We start from the raw sequence: 15453 nt of genomic DNA on the forward strand, positions 1-15453 counted from the left end.
CGGAGCTGGTTTACAGCGCGGGGAGTTGTTTCGGCACGGGATGGTCGGTGTTTCGACGTGTCCGCTTCTTCGGAGGTGGCTGACGCCCGGTGGATCGAGCCTGGATGCCGGTGAGCAGCATGTCGAGAGCGGAGCCGAAGTCGGCTGCCATGGTTGACTTTTGGCTCGTGTGCGCCATTGCCGCCATGTGCGGGTGCTCGTTGCCGGCCAAACGACTGATGCGTGCGGCTACCGCGGCGTTGGCTTGCTCGCGGTCGGTTGTGACCAACGGGCCGGCCAGCTCCACTTGGGCGGCCCCCATGACGAGGCTCAGGACTCCGCGAAACGCGGCAAGTTGATCGTGTGCGGCAAGTCCTCCGCGGCCGAGGGCTTCGATGAGGCGTTCCGCAGGAGCGTAGCTGGCGTCGGAGACGGTGCGGCGAGTCAGGACCAGTGGCACTGCGTTGGGATGAGCTCGCATTGTTTCCCAGACGGCGGTCGCAATCGACTTGACGTCGCAGAGCCAGTCATCTGACGGGGGCGGGAGCTCGACGTCGGCGAGTACCGCTTCGGCGACGAGTCCCTCCAGTTCGTCACGGTCTTTCACATAGTTGTAGAGCGTCATCGGTCCGGTGCCCAGTGCCGTGGCCAGCGATCGCATGCTCAGAGCGTTGAGACCGTCACGGTCGACGATCTGGATCGCTTGCGCCCGCACTTCGGCCACCGTGAATCGTGCCGGAACCACCGGATCGTCCTCCTTGCGAACGGATTGACTTGCGAACGGATTGACACGTACATCGTACCTGTAAGAGAATACGTACATCGTACGTGTATTGGAGGATTCCGCATGAGCGTTCCCGTCAACACCGCGAGGGTGTCGTTCGCCTCGCACGGCACTCGCTGCGCCGGCTGGCTGACATTGCCCGATGGTCCCGGCCCGCACCCGGCCGTTGTCCTTGCCCACGGTCTCGGCGCTACCCACGACATGTTGTTGTCGCAATACGAGCAGCACTTCGCGCGGTCGGGGCTGGCGACGCTGGCATTCGACTACCGGCACACCGGTGAATCCGAGGGTGTGCCCCGGCAGCGAATCAGCATGCGCCGCCACCAGCAGGACGTCGGGGCTGCGCTGAATTATCTGCGCCGCCACGACGACATCGATCCCGACCGGGTCGGCCTGTGGGGCACCAGCCTCGGGGCGATGCACGTGCTACGGGAAGCCAGCGCGCGTGCCGACGTTGCCGCGGTGGTCGTGCAGTGTCCGATCGTCCATGGCCCGGCCACCCTGGCCCCAAACGGCTGGCGACCCATCGTGCGAATGACGCCGGCAATCGTCGGGGACGCACTCCGGTGGATGCGTGGAGCGGGCCGCAGGTATGTTCCCATTGTCGCCAGGCCCAACAGCCTGGCCGCGGTCACCGTCGCTGGTGCTCTGGAGGGTTGGTATTCGACCGTCCCGTCCGGCGCTACGTTCGATAATCGTATCGCCGCGGCGGACATCATCGGTATCGCATTGATCAGCGCCAAGCGCCGCGCCGCGAGGATTACTGCACCGCTTCTGGTGTGCGTATCCCAACGGGAATCCCTGATGGACCCGCGCCACGCGGAAGACGTAGCGCGCCGCGCACCGCGTGGTGTCGCGCGCCGCTACGACGGCGACCACTTCCAGATCTATCACCCGCCACTGGTAGCGGAATTGCTCGCCGACCAAACCCATTTTCTTCAGGAGCACCTGAATGTCCAGATGGACTGACTCGTTGCGGGACAACGACGCTCGGTTCGCTGAATTCGCCCGTAGCCTCACGGCCACGCAGTGGGCCCAACCAAGCCTGTGCACCGAATGGACCAATCACGATGTCCTGGCCCATCTCGTCCTGGGCTATTCGTCCCCGGTGAGGTCCATCGCCATCGCGATGGTGCGGCACCGCGGTTCGTTCGACCGGGCCAACACCGACATGACCCGCACGCTGGCGGCACATCGGCGCCCGGACGACTTGCTCGACGACTTCACCACGTTGACATTTGAACCGCGAGGTATCGGCCGGCTCTTCCCGCGGCGGCTGCTCCTGGGTGATCACGTCATCCACGAACTGGACATCACGTATGCGCTCGGTGGAGATTCCGCGATACCCACCGCTACGGTCGCCGCCGTTCTAGATACTCAGGTACGCATACCCAACCCGTTCGTACCGGCCGCCGCGCGAGCGCGAGGTCTGAATCTGATTGCCACCGACACCAATTGGTCGAGCCCCGCCGACGGACCCACGGTGACCGGCCGAGCAGCCCATCTCGCGTCGGTCCTGGCGGGTCGCCTCTGGGCCCTGCCACGCCTGACGGGTGACGGCGTGGCAGTGCTGACAGCGCGCCTCCGAACAGCCCCTGAAAAGCCCTTCGCATAGGCGTCGAGGTCGATGATCAGCCGATGGCTGTGCCCGTATGGGTCGCTATGAGCGTTGCGACTTGTTGCGGTTGCAGTGTGGTGGTGTCGATGACGTGTGCCTCTCGGCTGTGCCATGAGCGGGCGGCGTTGTAGTCGTCGAGGTGTTCCAGCCGCCATTGTGAGTTCGGTTTGCTGGGATCTGTTCGGATGCGGCGCAGGAGTTCGTGATGATCGGCGTGGAGAACGAAGTGATGCAGTGGGATGCCGGCTTTTTCGAGTCCGGCGCGGATCTCTTGCCAGTACTGGTGGACGAGGACCGACTGGGGCACGATCAGAATGCCGCCGACGTAGTCGAGGATCTGTGTCGCTGCAGCCACGACCAGACCGCGCCAGGGTTGCCAGTCCTGGAAGTCCCGGACGATCTCGGAGGCGAGGACGTGGCGGAGCATGACCCCGACCTCTTCGGTGTCGAAGATCCGCGATACGGGGATCAGTGCGGTCAATTCTCCTGCTGTCGTGGACTTTCCGGCTCCGAAGGTTCCGTTCAGCCAGATGATCATGTTTCGAACGTACCGGGTTGGTTCGAGGTCTGCTCGGACCGCTGGCCCGGGTCCAGTCGAATGCGACTACTCGCCGAAGTCGAGTGGCTGAGCTCGTGTCGCGGGTGCTATCACGCCGACTTCGGATTCGGTGAGCTGGAACTCTCATCAGGGAGATTTATCCCAAAAGACTGGTGACGTAGCGGTATTGGAATCGTGCACGGTCCTGGCTCGGTGCAAGAGGGCTCGCCGGTGTCCTCATCAGAGTGGCCTGTTGAACTCGAGTGCGCAGGCGCGGCCGGGGCACCGACGCCTACGCACTGGTCTGATTCGGTGCGTGCACTACGGTGCCTGGAAGCCGCCGATCTTCTGCTCGAGCAGTTCGGCCAGCCGCAGCGGGGTGCGGTCTTCGAACATCGGACCGATGAGCTGCACTCCCACCGGCAGGCCCTCGGGGGACCGCCCGGTCGGTATGGCGGTGGCGGGCAGGCCTGGCATGGTGGCCATACCGGCCCAGACGAGCTGGTCGAAGTACGGGTACTCGACGCCGTCGATGTCGATGCGCCGGTCCTCCAGACCTCCGTTGTGGTCATGCGGGTAGGCGGGAGTGGGCGTGATGGGGCACACCACGGCATCGAACTCGGCGAACAGTTGCCGCCAGCCGTGGCGGTGGAGTTCGCGACGGTTGTTCGCCTCGACCCAGTCGCGGTGGCTGAGCACCATGCCGCGCAGCCGCGCCGCATCCAGACTCCGGTCGTCCGCGCTCAGGGCGGCGGCGTGGGTCTGCAGCTGTTCGTACACGTCGACGGAAAGACTTGTGGCGGCGTTCGACAGCATCAGCAGCATGTAGAGCGTCGCCGCTTCGGTCGGATCGGGCAGCAGCGGACTGTGCCGTTCAACGCGGGCGCCCTCGTCGACGAGCGCCTCGGCGACCCGGTTCACCCCGGCCCGCACAGCGGACCCGGTCGCAATGAGCGGATGGTCCTCGATGATCAGGACACGGAAGTCCGACAGCCGCTCGTGGCGCGCGGGCGGCAGTGCGACGTTGTAGGCGACGCCGTGGGTCAGCGGGTCCGGTCCGGCCATCACGTCGAGCAGCAGCGTGAGGTCGCGGGCGGTGCGCGCCATCGGACCGACGACAGCGAGGTCGAGGTCGATCGGCAACGCCGGCGCGGGCGGCGCGACCATGCCGCGGGTCGGCGCCAGCCCGAGTGTCGGCTTGTGCGCGTAGACACCGCAGAAATGCGCGGGGGTGCGCAGCGAACCCGCGAGGTCGGAGCCGATAGATAGCGCGCCGAATCCCGATGCCAGCGCCGCCGCCGATCCGCCGGACGACCCACCCGACGTGCGGCCGTGATCCCACGGATTGTTAGTGGTGCCGTAGATCTCGTTGAAGCTCTGGATATCTCGCAGCATCAAAGGCACATTGGTCTTACCGAGCACCACAGCGCCGGCGGCCTTCAACCGCGACACCTGTACCGCGTCCTCGGCAGGCACATAGTTCTTCTGCAGTGGCATGCCCCAGGTCGTGGGCAGCCCAGCCATGTTGTAGGACTCCTTGACCGTCACCGGAATACCGAGCAGCGGCCGATCCTCGCCGCGAGCACGTGCCTCGTCAGCACGGCGCGCGGCGGCCCGCGCGCGGTCGAAATCCGGCACACAGATCGCGTTGATCACCTTGTCGTCGCGCTCGATTCGGGCGATCGCCTCCTCGGTCAGTTCCACCGAGGTCACCTCACCGGCCCGCAACGCAGCCGCGAGCTCTTCGGCCGCCACAAAACTCCACTCCATGAATTCGACCGTATCGGTCTGCCACAGCGGACATAAAATGCCGCTTCGCGCAAACGGGAAAGTCGAACGGGTGACCTTCAGTGCAAATTAACGCACTCGTTGTGTCATATCCCAGGTCACGATGTCGGCACGGCCGACTCGATTGGCGCAGGCCATGAAATGCCGTTTCGCACAACGGGATGGATGTCACAATGGCTACCGTGTTCCCCTCCGGCCTGTTGGACCGGCCTGGTCATGGCGACGTGCGGCGAGATCGGTGCCGGCCCAGAAATTCAGAAAACGTGCCCACGAGGCAGCTGGACCCCGTGCACGGCCGGAAAATTCAATTCATTCCCAAAAAACCGGTGAAGTAGCGGTATTGCATCCGTGCATGCGATAACAGGTTCGAGCCCCCTGTCGACTCGTGGCAACCGCTCCGAAGGAGGGCCGACCGTAAACAGGGTTACCGATCGTGTTCGCGTGCTCCTTTGCGGAGTGAGCGTGAGTGATTTCATAGAGCACGCGCCACATTCGCAAGTAGGTTCTTGAAGATGGAGAACGACGGACCCAGCCGGACAGCGCTCATCACCGCGTACGCCCGCGCCTATCACCAGATCGCTGACCGCCCACTGATCTTCACCGACCCCCTGGCGGCACGTCTGCTCGGCGTCACCGCAGACGAACTGGCCGAATTGGGTACGCCCACAACCGATCACCTCGGTGATGGGGCCAGCGATCGGTCCCGCCGCCTGTTCTTCGCCGCACGCGCGCGCTTCGCCGAGGACGCCGTGGCCACGGCCATCGCCGCTGGTGTGCGGCAGGTCGTGATCCTCGGCGCAGGCCTGGACACCTTCGCCTATCGCAATCCGCGCCCGGACGTGCGTGTCTTCGAGGTCGACCACCCCGCCACCCAAGCGTGGAAACGCGAACGCCTTACTACCGCCGGAATCGACCGCCCTGAGACGTTGACCTTCGTGCCGGTCGATTTCGAAACCCAGACGCTGGCAGCGGGATTGGAATCCACCGGATTCAAACGGACCGACCCGGCCGTATTCGTGTGGCTCGGCGTCGTGTTCTATCTGACTCCGAATGCCGCCCACGCCACTCTCGAATACATCGCTGGTCAGGCCCAGCCGGTCGAGGTGGTCTTCGACTACCTGCAGCCCGCCAACAGCGACGCCGACCGTGCCCACCAGCAGGCACGTGCCGATCGGCTGGCCGGCGTCGGCGAACCCGTGTTCAGCTACTTCACGCCCGACGACATCGCCGCACAGCTGCGCGCCCTCGGCTTCACCGATCTCGAAGACCACTCCGCCCCCGACCTCGTCACCGGCTACCTCGACGGCTCCACAGGATTCGAAGGCGAACCGCCCCGCGCATTGCGCGCAATCCGCATACTGCGCGCGAGTCGCTGAGGATTGCCCGCCACCTGGACTCGCACCACATCTGTCGCGACGGCCAGCATCTCCGGCATCAGCCTCTGAACTGCACAGATTCAGAGAAATGCGGGAACGTACGTGGGCGGAGCCTCGGAGAAAGGCCGTAGGCGTAACGGTTTTCAGCAACGCCGCATCACGCAGCGCGGGTAACGCGCCCTTGCGGCCGCGCTGGCGCGCGTGCTCGACACGCGCGCCAGCGGCATCGAACAACGCCTGGACCTCGTCATAGGTCAGCGGCCGCCGACCGGGTTTGGCGACATGCGCGAGAGTTGCCCTCGTGGAACACCGGCACCGATCCGAACCGCTCCCGGCAGACCGCGGGCCACTGGTAACGGGTGTCGGTCACGTACTGGATGAACAGCGTGATCGACAGCTCGTACCCGCGCGCGGTCGAGACGGTGATCGGGCGTGTCCCGTCACGCTCAGCCCGCAGGTGGGTGATGAAGTCTTCTGCATCGGCCGATTCCCATTGCCACGGATACGAATTCGTGAACTCACCGAACCGGCGGATAAGGGCGAGCCGGATCGTGGCGTCCTCGAGAAACCGCGTCCGCTGCTGGCGCTCCCAACCGAACAGCATCGCATCGAACACCGCGCGTTCGGGGTCCAGGTGCACGACCCCATCGGCCAGCACCACGTGCGCGGCACCTGGCAGATCAGCCCTCGCCACGGTGTTGCAGACACAACATTGTTGCGTCTTGTTCGCGGAACGCTGGAATCATCCAGGTAGGGCGCGATTTTCGCGGCGACCCGCTCGGGTGGCAATTGTTCTTGACCTGCGTCGCAGCCTTAATCGCGAGAATGTGCAGTGTTGTATTTGATGCAATTCATCCTAGTTCAAGATCTAGAGGCCGAGTTTGGTGACGGCGTTGTCTTCCAATGGGTTCGCGGTACGGATGTAGTTGTGCACGGTGCGCGGATTGGACCAGCGGCCCTGCCGCATGATCTCGCGGTCGCTGGCACCGCCGAGTGCGGCCTGGGTGGCGAATCCGGCGCGCAGGGAGTGTCCGGAGAACAGGTCCGGGTCCAGTCCGGCGCGGGCCGCGTAGCGTTTGACGAGTTCGGCGATGGCGCGACCGGACATCGGCTCGGTGCCGATGCCGCCGTGGCGGGTGATGGTCGGAAACAAGGGGAGCGTGGCGTTTTCGGCGAGTGCGGTGCCCCGATAACCGTGGCAGCGGTGAATATGCGGGGATGTCGCGGGGGTGTCGTCGAGCCAGGCTCGCACATCACCGCGCGCGCAGTGAACTTCGAGCAGCTGGATCCAATCGGCGAACGCGCAGACCGGACAGGTATGTGGACGTTGGCCGCGCGGGAGTGCGACGCGCTGCTCGGCGATGCCGGTGGGATCGGTTTTGGTGGTCGGGAGCTGTACGAGCAGCAGCGGCTCACCGGTGCCGTGATCGAGATCCACCCGCACATCGGCGATCCGCAATCCGGCGAGTTCACTGCGGCGCAACGCTCCCGCGAACCCGACGAGCAATGCCAAGGTATCGCGGCGGCGCGCCGGTTCGGTCGGCCACTGTGGTTCGGGCAGTTCGGCGAGCAACTGTTCGAGGGTATGCAGCAGCACCGGGCGCTTGCGCTTGGGCTGTGTGCGGCGGGTCCGGCGGATGCCGCGCAAGGTCAGGCGAACCACATCGGAGCGGGTGGGCGATGGTAATCCGTTGGCGGCGTGCACCGCCGCGATAGCCGCCGACTTGCGCTCGAGGGTCGCCGCGCTGAACGCCCAACGCTGCGATCCATCGTCACTGTGACGCAACGCATCCGCCGCCGCGGCCAGGTACACCGCGACATCGAGCGGATCCGCGGGCAGTGCCTGCCGACCTTCCGCCGCACACCATCCCGCCCACGCGATCCAATCGGTTCGATACGCCCGCAACGTATTCGCTGACTGCGACGCCTCCAGATACCGCCGCAATGCCCCGGCCTGTTCATCATCGAACCGCTCCCGCACCAACCGCAGCGCGACCGCATCCACCAGCACACTGCGTACCCCGCGCCGCAACTCCGTGCGCACCGACTCCGGCACCGCGACCACCGCATCGCCCACCCGCTCACTCCCATCCGCCCGGTCCGAAGTTCGACAGCCCAAAGCCTATGCGCTCGCCGGCGATTCCCGTCTCCTCGCGACACCCGTCAGTCCGGTATCGGCAGCAGCCGCTGTGCACTATCGAACAGATAGGACTCGGCGACCCGCGACGCGGTGAGCGCGGCCAGGGCGGTGGCCGCGAGCAGCATGTACATGACCACGATCTGGTAGCGAATAGCGGTGAGCGGGTCGACACCGGCGAGGATGAGTCCGGTCATGGCGCCGGGCAAACTGATCAAGCCCACGACCTTGGTCGCGTCGATCGTCGGGATCAGCGCGGTGCGCAATGCGGATCGGCGATGCGGCAGGAAGGCCTCGCGCGCCGAAAGGCCCAGACACAGCCGGGCTTCGATGGCGGGGCGCGCAGTGCGGGCGTCCTCGTGGAGTCGGCGCAGCGCGATGCCGGTGGCCTGCATCGAGGCGGAAACGATCATGCCGCCGACCGGGACGACGACCCGGGCCTGTGTCGAGATGACATCGAGCAGGATGAGTGCGCCGAGCGTGATGGCCGATCCGGTGCCGACGCCGATGGTGGCGGCCCGGCGCGCCCGCGGCAGACCCTTGCCGCGTCGGCCCGCCACCTGTCCGGCGATCAGCACCATGAGCACGACCCACGTGAGCGCGCCCGGTAATCCGGTGTGCCGGAACAGGACCAGCAGGATGGCGCCGACGGCCACCAACTGGGCCGCGGCGCGGGTGGCGGCGATGAGTAGTTCGCGCGTCAGGTGCAGTTGCTGGCGGTAGGCGATCGCGGCGGCCACCGCGACCAGCACGAGCGAGGTCGCGACACCGGGCCAGCCGGGTACGGAAAGCTGTTCTGTCACTGGGATTTCCGATCATCGCCGGGGGACAGGCGCCCGTCCCGCAGTGTCCAGACGTCGTCGGCGACATCGGTCACGAAGGCAGTGTCGTGGCTGACCAGGATCGCACCGCCGCCACCCGCCGTGTGCTCACGAATGAGAGCGCCGACCGCCGCAGCGGATTGCGCATCGAGAGCAGAGGTCGGTTCGTCGAGCAACAGCACCTCGGGTTCGACGGCGAGCGCCCGAGCCAGGCACACTCGCTGCGCCTGGCCACCGGACAACTCGAGGCAGCGCCGATCACGGAAGTCCGGCAAGCCGACCCGGGCGAGCAGCGTGTCCAGGCGATCGGACCCGAGATCGGCGCGGCCGACGCGAATCTCAGCGGCGACGGTATCGGTGAGCAGCGTGGGGCGCTGTGGCACGAGCCCGACGCGGCGGCGCAGATCCGGGGCGTGCAACCGGGTGATCGGAATGTCATCGAGGAGGATCCGGCCGCCGCTCGGTTCGTCGAGCCGATTGAGCAGCCGCAGCAGCGTGGTCTTTCCTGTGCCGCTCGGTCCGACCACCGCCGCACACCGACCTGCGGGAAACGTCACGGTGATATCGCTGAGTATCGGCGCGTCCCCGTGACTCGCACTGACCCGATCCAGACTGATATTCGGCACCGTCCCACCATTCCCTATCGGCGGCAGCGGTGTCCGGTCGGAGCCCAGGACAGCCACCGCGATCGCCGGGCAAAGCGGCGGCTACTGCGCCGCTCTCGAGTCTGCATCGGTTCGTCCTCGCTTGTGGGCGTCCGTGCTGAACCAGCACGAGATGCTGGCGAGCATGCCCTGGTGACACGTGCCGACGTGACGTGCGCCACTGCTCGTAGGTGTCACAAAACGGATTGGATCGGCGTCTGGTGCGTGACACAGTCGAGAGCGAACAGACAGGAGTCACCGATGAGCGAGCGCACCGATCCCGCTACCGAGGCCTTCCTCGCCCACCGCAACCTGCTCTTCACCGTCGCCTACGAGATGCTCGGCTCGGCCGCCGACGCCGAAGACGTCCTGCAGGAGACCTGGTTGCGGTGGGTGGACGTCGATCTCGACACCGTGCGGGATCAGCGTGCCTACCTGGTCCGGATCACCACCCGACAGGCGCTCACCCGGCTGCGCACTCTCGGTCGTCGCAAAGAGTCCTACGTCGGTCCCTGGTTGCCCGAGCCGCTGCTCACCACGCCCGATGTGGCCGAGGACGTCGAGCTGGCCGACAGCGTCTCGATGGCGATGCTGCTGGTACTGGAGACACTCGCGCCGACCGAGCGGGCGGTATTCGTCCTCCGCGAGGTCTTCGATCTGGCCTACGACGAAATCGCCGAGGCCGTCGACAAGACGCCCGCCGCGGTCCGCCAGATCGCCCACCGGGCACGGGCACACGTCGCGGCACGACGACCACGCGGGACCGTCTCCCCGGCCGAGACCCGCGGTGCGCTGGATGCATTCCGACGGGCGATCGAAACCGGTGATCTGCAAAGCCTGTTCGACATGCTTGCACCCGATGTCGTCCTGCTGGGTGACGGTGGCGGAGTCGTGCAGGCCGTGGTGCGGCCCGTCGTGGGGGCCGAGCGGGTGGCTCGCTTGCTGGCGGTCGGCTTGCCGAGGGTCACCGGCGCGGTGTCGGTCGAGCCGGTACAGATCAATGGCAGCCCGGCACTGATCGTCCGGATCGACGGGGAGATCGACAATGTCGTGGCGGCGCGGATCGACGACGGCCTGATCACCGGGCTCTACATCGTGCGCAATCCCGAGAAGCTGTCGCGTGTGGAACGGGAGACCGTCGTGAGCCGTTGAGTCCGGTCGATGTGCTGAACGAGAACATCGACCGGCTCTGTCCGCGCGAGCAAAACGGACCTCGAACATGCTGGTCTGCTACAGCTTTCGCGTGTCCATCCCGACCAGCGGCGGCCAGTGCGCGACCCGGCCACCGGACAAAGCCGACGAGCAGAGATGGATCTCGGGTGTGCTCAGGAGCTGGTCGGTCCACAACCGAAGAGAAATAGCGAAGGCAAGGAGGTTATCCGCTCCTTGCCACTTTCAACATATAACGCAACCGGGGCCTTGCGGCAAGACCCCGGTCGTGTTGCAGAATCTCCAGCCGAAGTCAGAACCTGCGGAAATCAGGGGTGCGCGACGTACGTGCGCGCTTGTCGGCGTGCGGGTCTCGCGGGGCGTTGAAGCGCCGGACTCGGCACCCGGGGTGTGCGCGCCGGCGGACCGCGCGTCGCAACCGGGCGAAATGCAATCAAGGCGAATGGGGAATTCATGATCGACGTGATCGTTGCTGGTGGCGGGCCGACCGGCATCATGCTGGCCAGCGAGTTGCGGCTGCACGGCGTGCACGTGCTCGTGCTGGAGAAGGAGGCCGAGCCGACCGGGCATGTCCGGTCGCTCGGCCTGCATGTGCGCAGCGTCGAGGTGATGGACCAGCGCGGTCTGCTCGAGCGGTTCCTCGCGCTCGGCAAGCAGTACCCGGTCGGCGGCCTCTTCGCCGGGATCACAAAGCCGCGGCCCGACCGGCTCGACACCGCACATCCGTACATCCTCGGCATCCCGCAGCCCATCACCGAGCGCCTGCTGAACGAGCACGCCACCGAACTCGGCGTCGAGATCCGGCGCGGCCGCGAACTGGTCGGGCTGAGCCAAAACGAGGACGGGGTGACCGTCGAGCTGGCCGACGGCACACAGCTGCGCTCGCGCTACCTCGCCGGTTGCGACGGCGGCCGCAGCACGGTGCGCAAACTGCTCGGCGTCGGCTTTCCCGGCGAGCCCGCCACAGTCGAGTGGCTGCTGGGCGAGATGGAGGTGGCCGCGCCGCCCGAGGAGCTGGCCGCCGTGGTGGCTGAGGTCCGCAAGACCCACAAGGGGTTCGGCGCCGGGCCCTCCGGCGACGACGGGGTGTACCGCATCGTCGTGCCCGCCGAGGGGTGGCCGAGGACCGGTCGGTCCCGCCGACCCTCGAGGAGTTCCAGCGACAGCTGCGGGTGTTCGCCGGCACCGACTTCGGCGTGCACTCACCACGTTCGCTGTCGCGCTTCGGCGACGCCACCCGGCTGGCCGAGCGCTTCCGGGTCGGTCGGGTGCTGCTGGCCGGCGACGCGGCGCACGTCCACGCACCGCTGGGCGGGCAGGGCCTCAACCTCGGCGTCCAGGACGCGTTCAATCTGGGCTGGAAACTGGCCGCCGAGGTCAACGGCTGGGCACCGGAGGGGCTGCTGGACAGCTACCAGACCGAACGGCACCCGGTAGCCGCCGACGTACTGAACAACACCCGCGTGCAGTCCGAGCTGATGTCCACCGCGCCGGGTCCCCGGTCCGTGCGCCGACTGCTGTCGGAGCTGATGGACTTGGAGGAAGTGAACCGGTACCTGACCGAGAAGATCACCGCGATCGGGATCCGCTACGACCTCGGCGAGGGGCACGAACTGCTCGGCCGACGGCTGCGCGACATCGGGCTGAAGCGGGGGCGCCTCTACGAGCTCATGCATGCCGGCCGCGGACTGCTGCTCGACCAGACCGGCCGACTCTCGGTGACGGGCTGGGCGGACCGGGTCGACCACGTCGTCGATATCAGCGAGGAACTGGACGTGCCCGCGGTGCTGCTGCGGCCCGACGGCCACGTGGCATGGGTCGGCGACGATCAGCAGGAACTGCTCGGCCAGCTACCCAAGTGGTTCGGCACGGCCGTCAGCTGAGCGTGCAGTGGCCATCCTCAACTCCCGTATAGCAGCCGGTTGAGGGCCGGAAGCTCGCCCACAAGGGCCACGCTCCCTTCGGCGAGCGCAGCGTCGAGCGAGGTGGGGTCGGCCAGCAGGCTGCCGAGCGTCTTGGGGTCCGTGCGAAGCGAGATGTCGGCCGTGGCAGGTTCACCGCTGTGCACCTGCACCTTTCCGGAGTCAACGGAGACCGTCCAGACCGAGCCGTCGAGATCGAGGCGACAAACGATCGGCGGCGCCGCCGGGTCGGGACGAACGGCACCTCGCAGGAAGATGAGCACCGAGGTGGCGCTGAGTGAGGTGGGCTCTGCGGGGTTGGGGGCATCGATCCCCCAATCGCCCAGAGCCAGGACGATCGGTTCCAGCTTCCGGCCCCACTCTGTCAGTTCGTAGACCTGCGGGCCTGCCGTTGACGCGAGTTTGCGACGCCGGATCACCCCGTGCTGTTCGAGTTCTCGAAGTCGATCGGCAAGCAGGTTCGAGCTGGCGTTGGGCAGAGCGTGCCGCAGCTCGGAGAAGCGTTGCGGCACCAGGAGCAGCTCGCGCACGACCAGCAGTGCCCACCGCTCCCCGACAACGTCGAGAGCCCGAGCTATCCCACACGAGTCCCGATAGCTACGGCTGGTCGGCATCGCTACTCCCTCCTTGTCCATCCTGATCTGAAACTGCCACTCATAGTAGTTGCTTTTCACAACTCTTTGCCCCACCGGCGTCGAGAGCCCGAGTCATCCCACATGGGTTCGATAGCTACGGCTGGTCGGCAGGCCATTGCCTTCTGATGCAAAACCACTACTTAGAGCGGTTGTTTTTTACAACTCCATGCGGTTATTGTTTAGCAGCCGGCCTGGCGGAACCCAGCGAGGTCAGGTGGCGACGATGGCGCTGGGAAGGACAGATCCGTGCGACAGCCAGTGGTCCACTCCGAGATCACCGGGCCGATCCGGTGGTGGAGCCAGCGCCGAGATCGCGCAACAACCCGGCAGATAGGAGCCTGCAATGAGTATTTCGACCCCGGTCTCAGCTCAGAAGCCCCAGCACGCAACGATCGTGGATCCCGATGTGCACCAAGTCTTGTTCGAGAACGAACACGTTCGGGTGATCCATGCGCGCGCCTCTCACGGCTGGGAAAGTGCGATGCACTCGCACCCGCCGATGCTGGTGGTCAACCTCGGCTCCGGGCGACAGAAAGTGACCTGGGCCGATGGGACGACGCAGATCGTAGATCTGAACCCCGGTGCCGTCGTCTGGCAAGAAGACGCTTTCGACCACGCCTGGGAATTGCTGGCGGGCGAAGTGAACGTGATTCTCGTTGAGGTCAAGTCGGCGAACGACGGGAAACAAGTGTCGAGGGGCAGCCTTCACTGAGGGCTCGCAAGCCCGGATCGGTCACCATGGCGGCGGCGTCCGTGAGGTTTCGTTCATGGTGAGTGCCGGGGTACGGGGTGCCCGATACCTGAAGGTCAAGGACGTACCGCGACCAGCCGACAGGGTGGTCGGGCGATCCCTACCGACCGAGTGAACGCCTGCCCATGTGTAGGGCCGCTCAACCGCGGAGCTTTGCGGTGAGCCGTGCGGCCTGACGCGTGAGGTGGTCGCGTTCAGGGAGATTGGGTGCTGCTCGGGCGGCTTCGGTGTAGAGCCGGGCCGCTGTCACCGGGTCACCGTCACGCTCGTGCAGGTATGCCGCGACGGCGGTGTAGCGGGGCAGGGCGGGGTCGAGCTCCGCCAGGGCGGCCAGTCCGGCCCGTGCGCCGTCGGCCTCGCCGACGGCGACGGCGCGGTTGAGGCGGGCTACCGGGTTGTCGGTGAGCCGCAGCAGTTCGTCGTACCACTCGACGATCTGCACCCAGTCGGTCTCCTCGGCCGTGCGGGCGTCGGCGTGCAGCGCGGCAATGGCGGCCTGGGCCTGGAACTCTCCCAATCGGTCGCGGGTAAGGGCTGCCTGGAGCACTTCGACGCCCTCGGCGATCAGGCGGGTGTCCCACAGGCTGCGGTCCTGTTCGGCGAGCGGCACCAGGCTGCCGTCGGTGCGAGTCCGTGCCGCGCGCCGTGCGTGATGGAGCAGCATGAGCGCGAGCAGACCGGCAACCTCCTCGTGCTTGATCATGGCCGCCAGTTGACGAGTGAGCCGGATCGCCTCGGCGGCGAGATCGACGTCGCCGGAGTAGCCCTCGTTGAAGACGAGGTAGAGCACGCGCAGCACCGTGGCGACATCACCGGTTCGGTCGAACCGGACGCTCGAGACGGTCCGTTTGGCCCGGCTGATGCGCTGGGCCATGGTCGCCTCGGGCACGAGGTAGGCCTGCGCGATCTGTTTCGTGGTCAACCCGGCGACCGCGCGCAGCGTCAACGCGACCGCCGAGGCCGGGGTCAGGGCCGAATGCGCGCACAGAAAGTACAGCCGCAGTGTGTCGTCCACCGTTTCGGCCGGGCCGGGCATGGGCTCGGTGTCGACGAGCTCCTCGCGCCGCCGACGGGAGGTATCGGCGCGGGCGGCGTCGAGGAACTTGCGCCAGGCCACGGCGACCAACCAGCCCTTGGGGTCGCGCGGTGGGTCGTGCGGCCACACCCGCACCGCTTCGATCAGGGCATCCTGCACGGCATCCTCGGCGGCCGCGAAGTCGGCTCCGCGGCGGCCGAGGATCCCGATCACAGTGGGGGTGAGGGTTCGGACCAGGGCCTCATCCACCGTGC

At 66.5% G+C, this 15453-nt stretch carries 14 protein-coding genes and 1 pseudogene; 6 read left to right on the forward strand and 9 right to left on the reverse strand.

Annotation, left to right across the window (positions count from 1 at the left end; all coding sequences use genetic code 11):
• Positions 1–10: 10 nt before the first annotated feature.
• Positions 11–802 (reverse strand): TetR/AcrR family transcriptional regulator, encoded by a 792-nt coding sequence (locus tag ACQP0C_RS19160; protein ID WP_433734248.1) that lies wholly within the window; start codon positions 800–802, stop codon positions 11–13.
• Positions 803–826: 24 nt separating this feature from the next.
• On the opposite strand from ACQP0C_RS19160, the gene ACQP0C_RS19165 reads away from it, so the two are divergent.
• Complete coding sequence (locus ACQP0C_RS19165; RefSeq protein ID WP_433734249.1) at positions 827–1732, forward strand: alpha/beta hydrolase; 906 nt, start codon at positions 827–829, stop codon at positions 1730–1732.
• Complete coding sequence (locus ACQP0C_RS19170; protein ID WP_433734250.1) at positions 1716–2378, forward strand: maleylpyruvate isomerase family mycothiol-dependent enzyme; 663 nt, start codon at positions 1716–1718, stop codon at positions 2376–2378. Before ACQP0C_RS19165 ends, ACQP0C_RS19170 begins: the two co-directional genes overlap by 17 nt.
• A 16-nt stretch (positions 2379–2394) precedes the next feature.
• On the opposite strand, the gene ACQP0C_RS19175 is transcribed toward ACQP0C_RS19170, so the two are convergent.
• On the reverse strand, positions 2395–2919 hold the full coding sequence (locus tag ACQP0C_RS19175; protein ID WP_433734251.1) for an ATP-binding protein: 525 nt from the start codon (positions 2917–2919) through the stop codon (positions 2395–2397).
• A 321-nt stretch (positions 2920–3240) separates the two neighbouring features.
• Positions 3241–4689 carry an amidase gene (locus tag ACQP0C_RS19180; protein ID WP_433734252.1) on the reverse strand — a complete coding sequence of 483 codons (1449 nt, stop codon included), beginning with the start codon at positions 4687–4689 and terminating at the stop codon, positions 3241–3243.
• 530 nt (positions 4690–5219) lie between these two features.
• On the opposite strand from ACQP0C_RS19180, the gene ACQP0C_RS19185 reads away from it, so the two are divergent.
• A complete protein-coding gene (locus tag ACQP0C_RS19185; protein WP_433734253.1) occupies positions 5220–6083 on the forward strand; it encodes a class I SAM-dependent methyltransferase in 864 nt (287 codons plus the stop codon).
• 247 nt (positions 6084–6330) lie between these two features.
• Here the strand turns inward: ACQP0C_RS19185 and ACQP0C_RS19190 are convergent, their stop codons facing one another.
• The 4 genes from ACQP0C_RS19190 to ACQP0C_RS19205 form a co-directional block, all read right to left on the reverse strand.
• The gene (locus ACQP0C_RS19190) at positions 6331–6744 is read right to left on the reverse strand and encodes a hypothetical protein (RefSeq protein WP_433734254.1); all 414 of its coding nucleotides are present in this window, start codon (positions 6742–6744) and stop codon (positions 6331–6333) included.
• A gap of 207 nt (positions 6745–6951) precedes the next feature.
• The gene (locus ACQP0C_RS19195; protein WP_433734255.1) at positions 6952–8160 is read right to left on the reverse strand and encodes a site-specific integrase; all 1209 of its coding nucleotides are present in this window, start codon (positions 8158–8160) and stop codon (positions 6952–6954) included.
• A gap of 86 nt (positions 8161–8246) precedes the next feature.
• Entirely contained in the window at positions 8247–9023 is a 777-nt protein-coding gene (locus ACQP0C_RS19200; RefSeq protein WP_433734256.1) for an ABC transporter permease, read from the reverse strand.
• The gene (locus ACQP0C_RS19205; protein WP_433734257.1) at positions 9020–9667 is read right to left on the reverse strand and encodes an ABC transporter ATP-binding protein; all 648 of its coding nucleotides are present in this window, start codon (positions 9665–9667) and stop codon (positions 9020–9022) included. Before ACQP0C_RS19205 ends, ACQP0C_RS19200 begins: the two co-directional genes overlap by 4 nt.
• 279 nt (positions 9668–9946) lie before the next feature.
• Between ACQP0C_RS19205 and ACQP0C_RS19210 the strand changes: the two genes are divergently transcribed.
• Both ACQP0C_RS19210 and rox read left to right on the forward strand, forming a co-directional pair.
• Complete coding sequence (locus ACQP0C_RS19210) at positions 9947–10837, forward strand: RNA polymerase sigma-70 factor (RefSeq protein ID WP_433734258.1); 891 nt, start codon at positions 9947–9949, stop codon at positions 10835–10837.
• 471 nt (positions 10838–11308) lie between these two features.
• A pseudogene (rox, locus tag ACQP0C_RS19215) lies at positions 11309–12738 on the forward strand (rifampin monooxygenase).
• A 17-nt stretch (positions 12739–12755) separates the two neighbouring features.
• On the opposite strand, the gene ACQP0C_RS19220 reads toward rox, so the two are convergent.
• Positions 12756–13412, reverse strand: a complete 657-nt coding sequence (locus tag ACQP0C_RS19220; RefSeq protein WP_433734591.1) for a winged helix-turn-helix transcriptional regulator — start codon at positions 13410–13412, stop codon at positions 12756–12758.
• A 343-nt stretch (positions 13413–13755) separates the two neighbouring features.
• Between ACQP0C_RS19220 and ACQP0C_RS19225 the strand changes: the two genes are divergently transcribed.
• On the forward strand, positions 13756–14124 hold the full coding sequence (locus ACQP0C_RS19225) for a hypothetical protein (protein WP_433734259.1): 369 nt from the start codon (positions 13756–13758) through the stop codon (positions 14122–14124).
• 178 nt (positions 14125–14302) lie between these two features.
• On the opposite strand, the gene ACQP0C_RS19230 is transcribed toward ACQP0C_RS19225, so the two are convergent.
• Positions 14303–15448 (reverse strand): RNA polymerase sigma factor, encoded by a 1146-nt coding sequence (locus ACQP0C_RS19230; protein ID WP_433734260.1) that lies wholly within the window; start codon positions 15446–15448, stop codon positions 14303–14305.
• Between the last annotated feature and the right edge of the window lie 5 nt (positions 15449–15453).

Origin of the sequence: Nocardia sp. CA-129566 (assembly GCF_050956075.1) — a bacterium.
Classification (GTDB): Bacteria; Actinomycetota; Actinomycetes; order Mycobacteriales; family Mycobacteriaceae; genus Nocardia.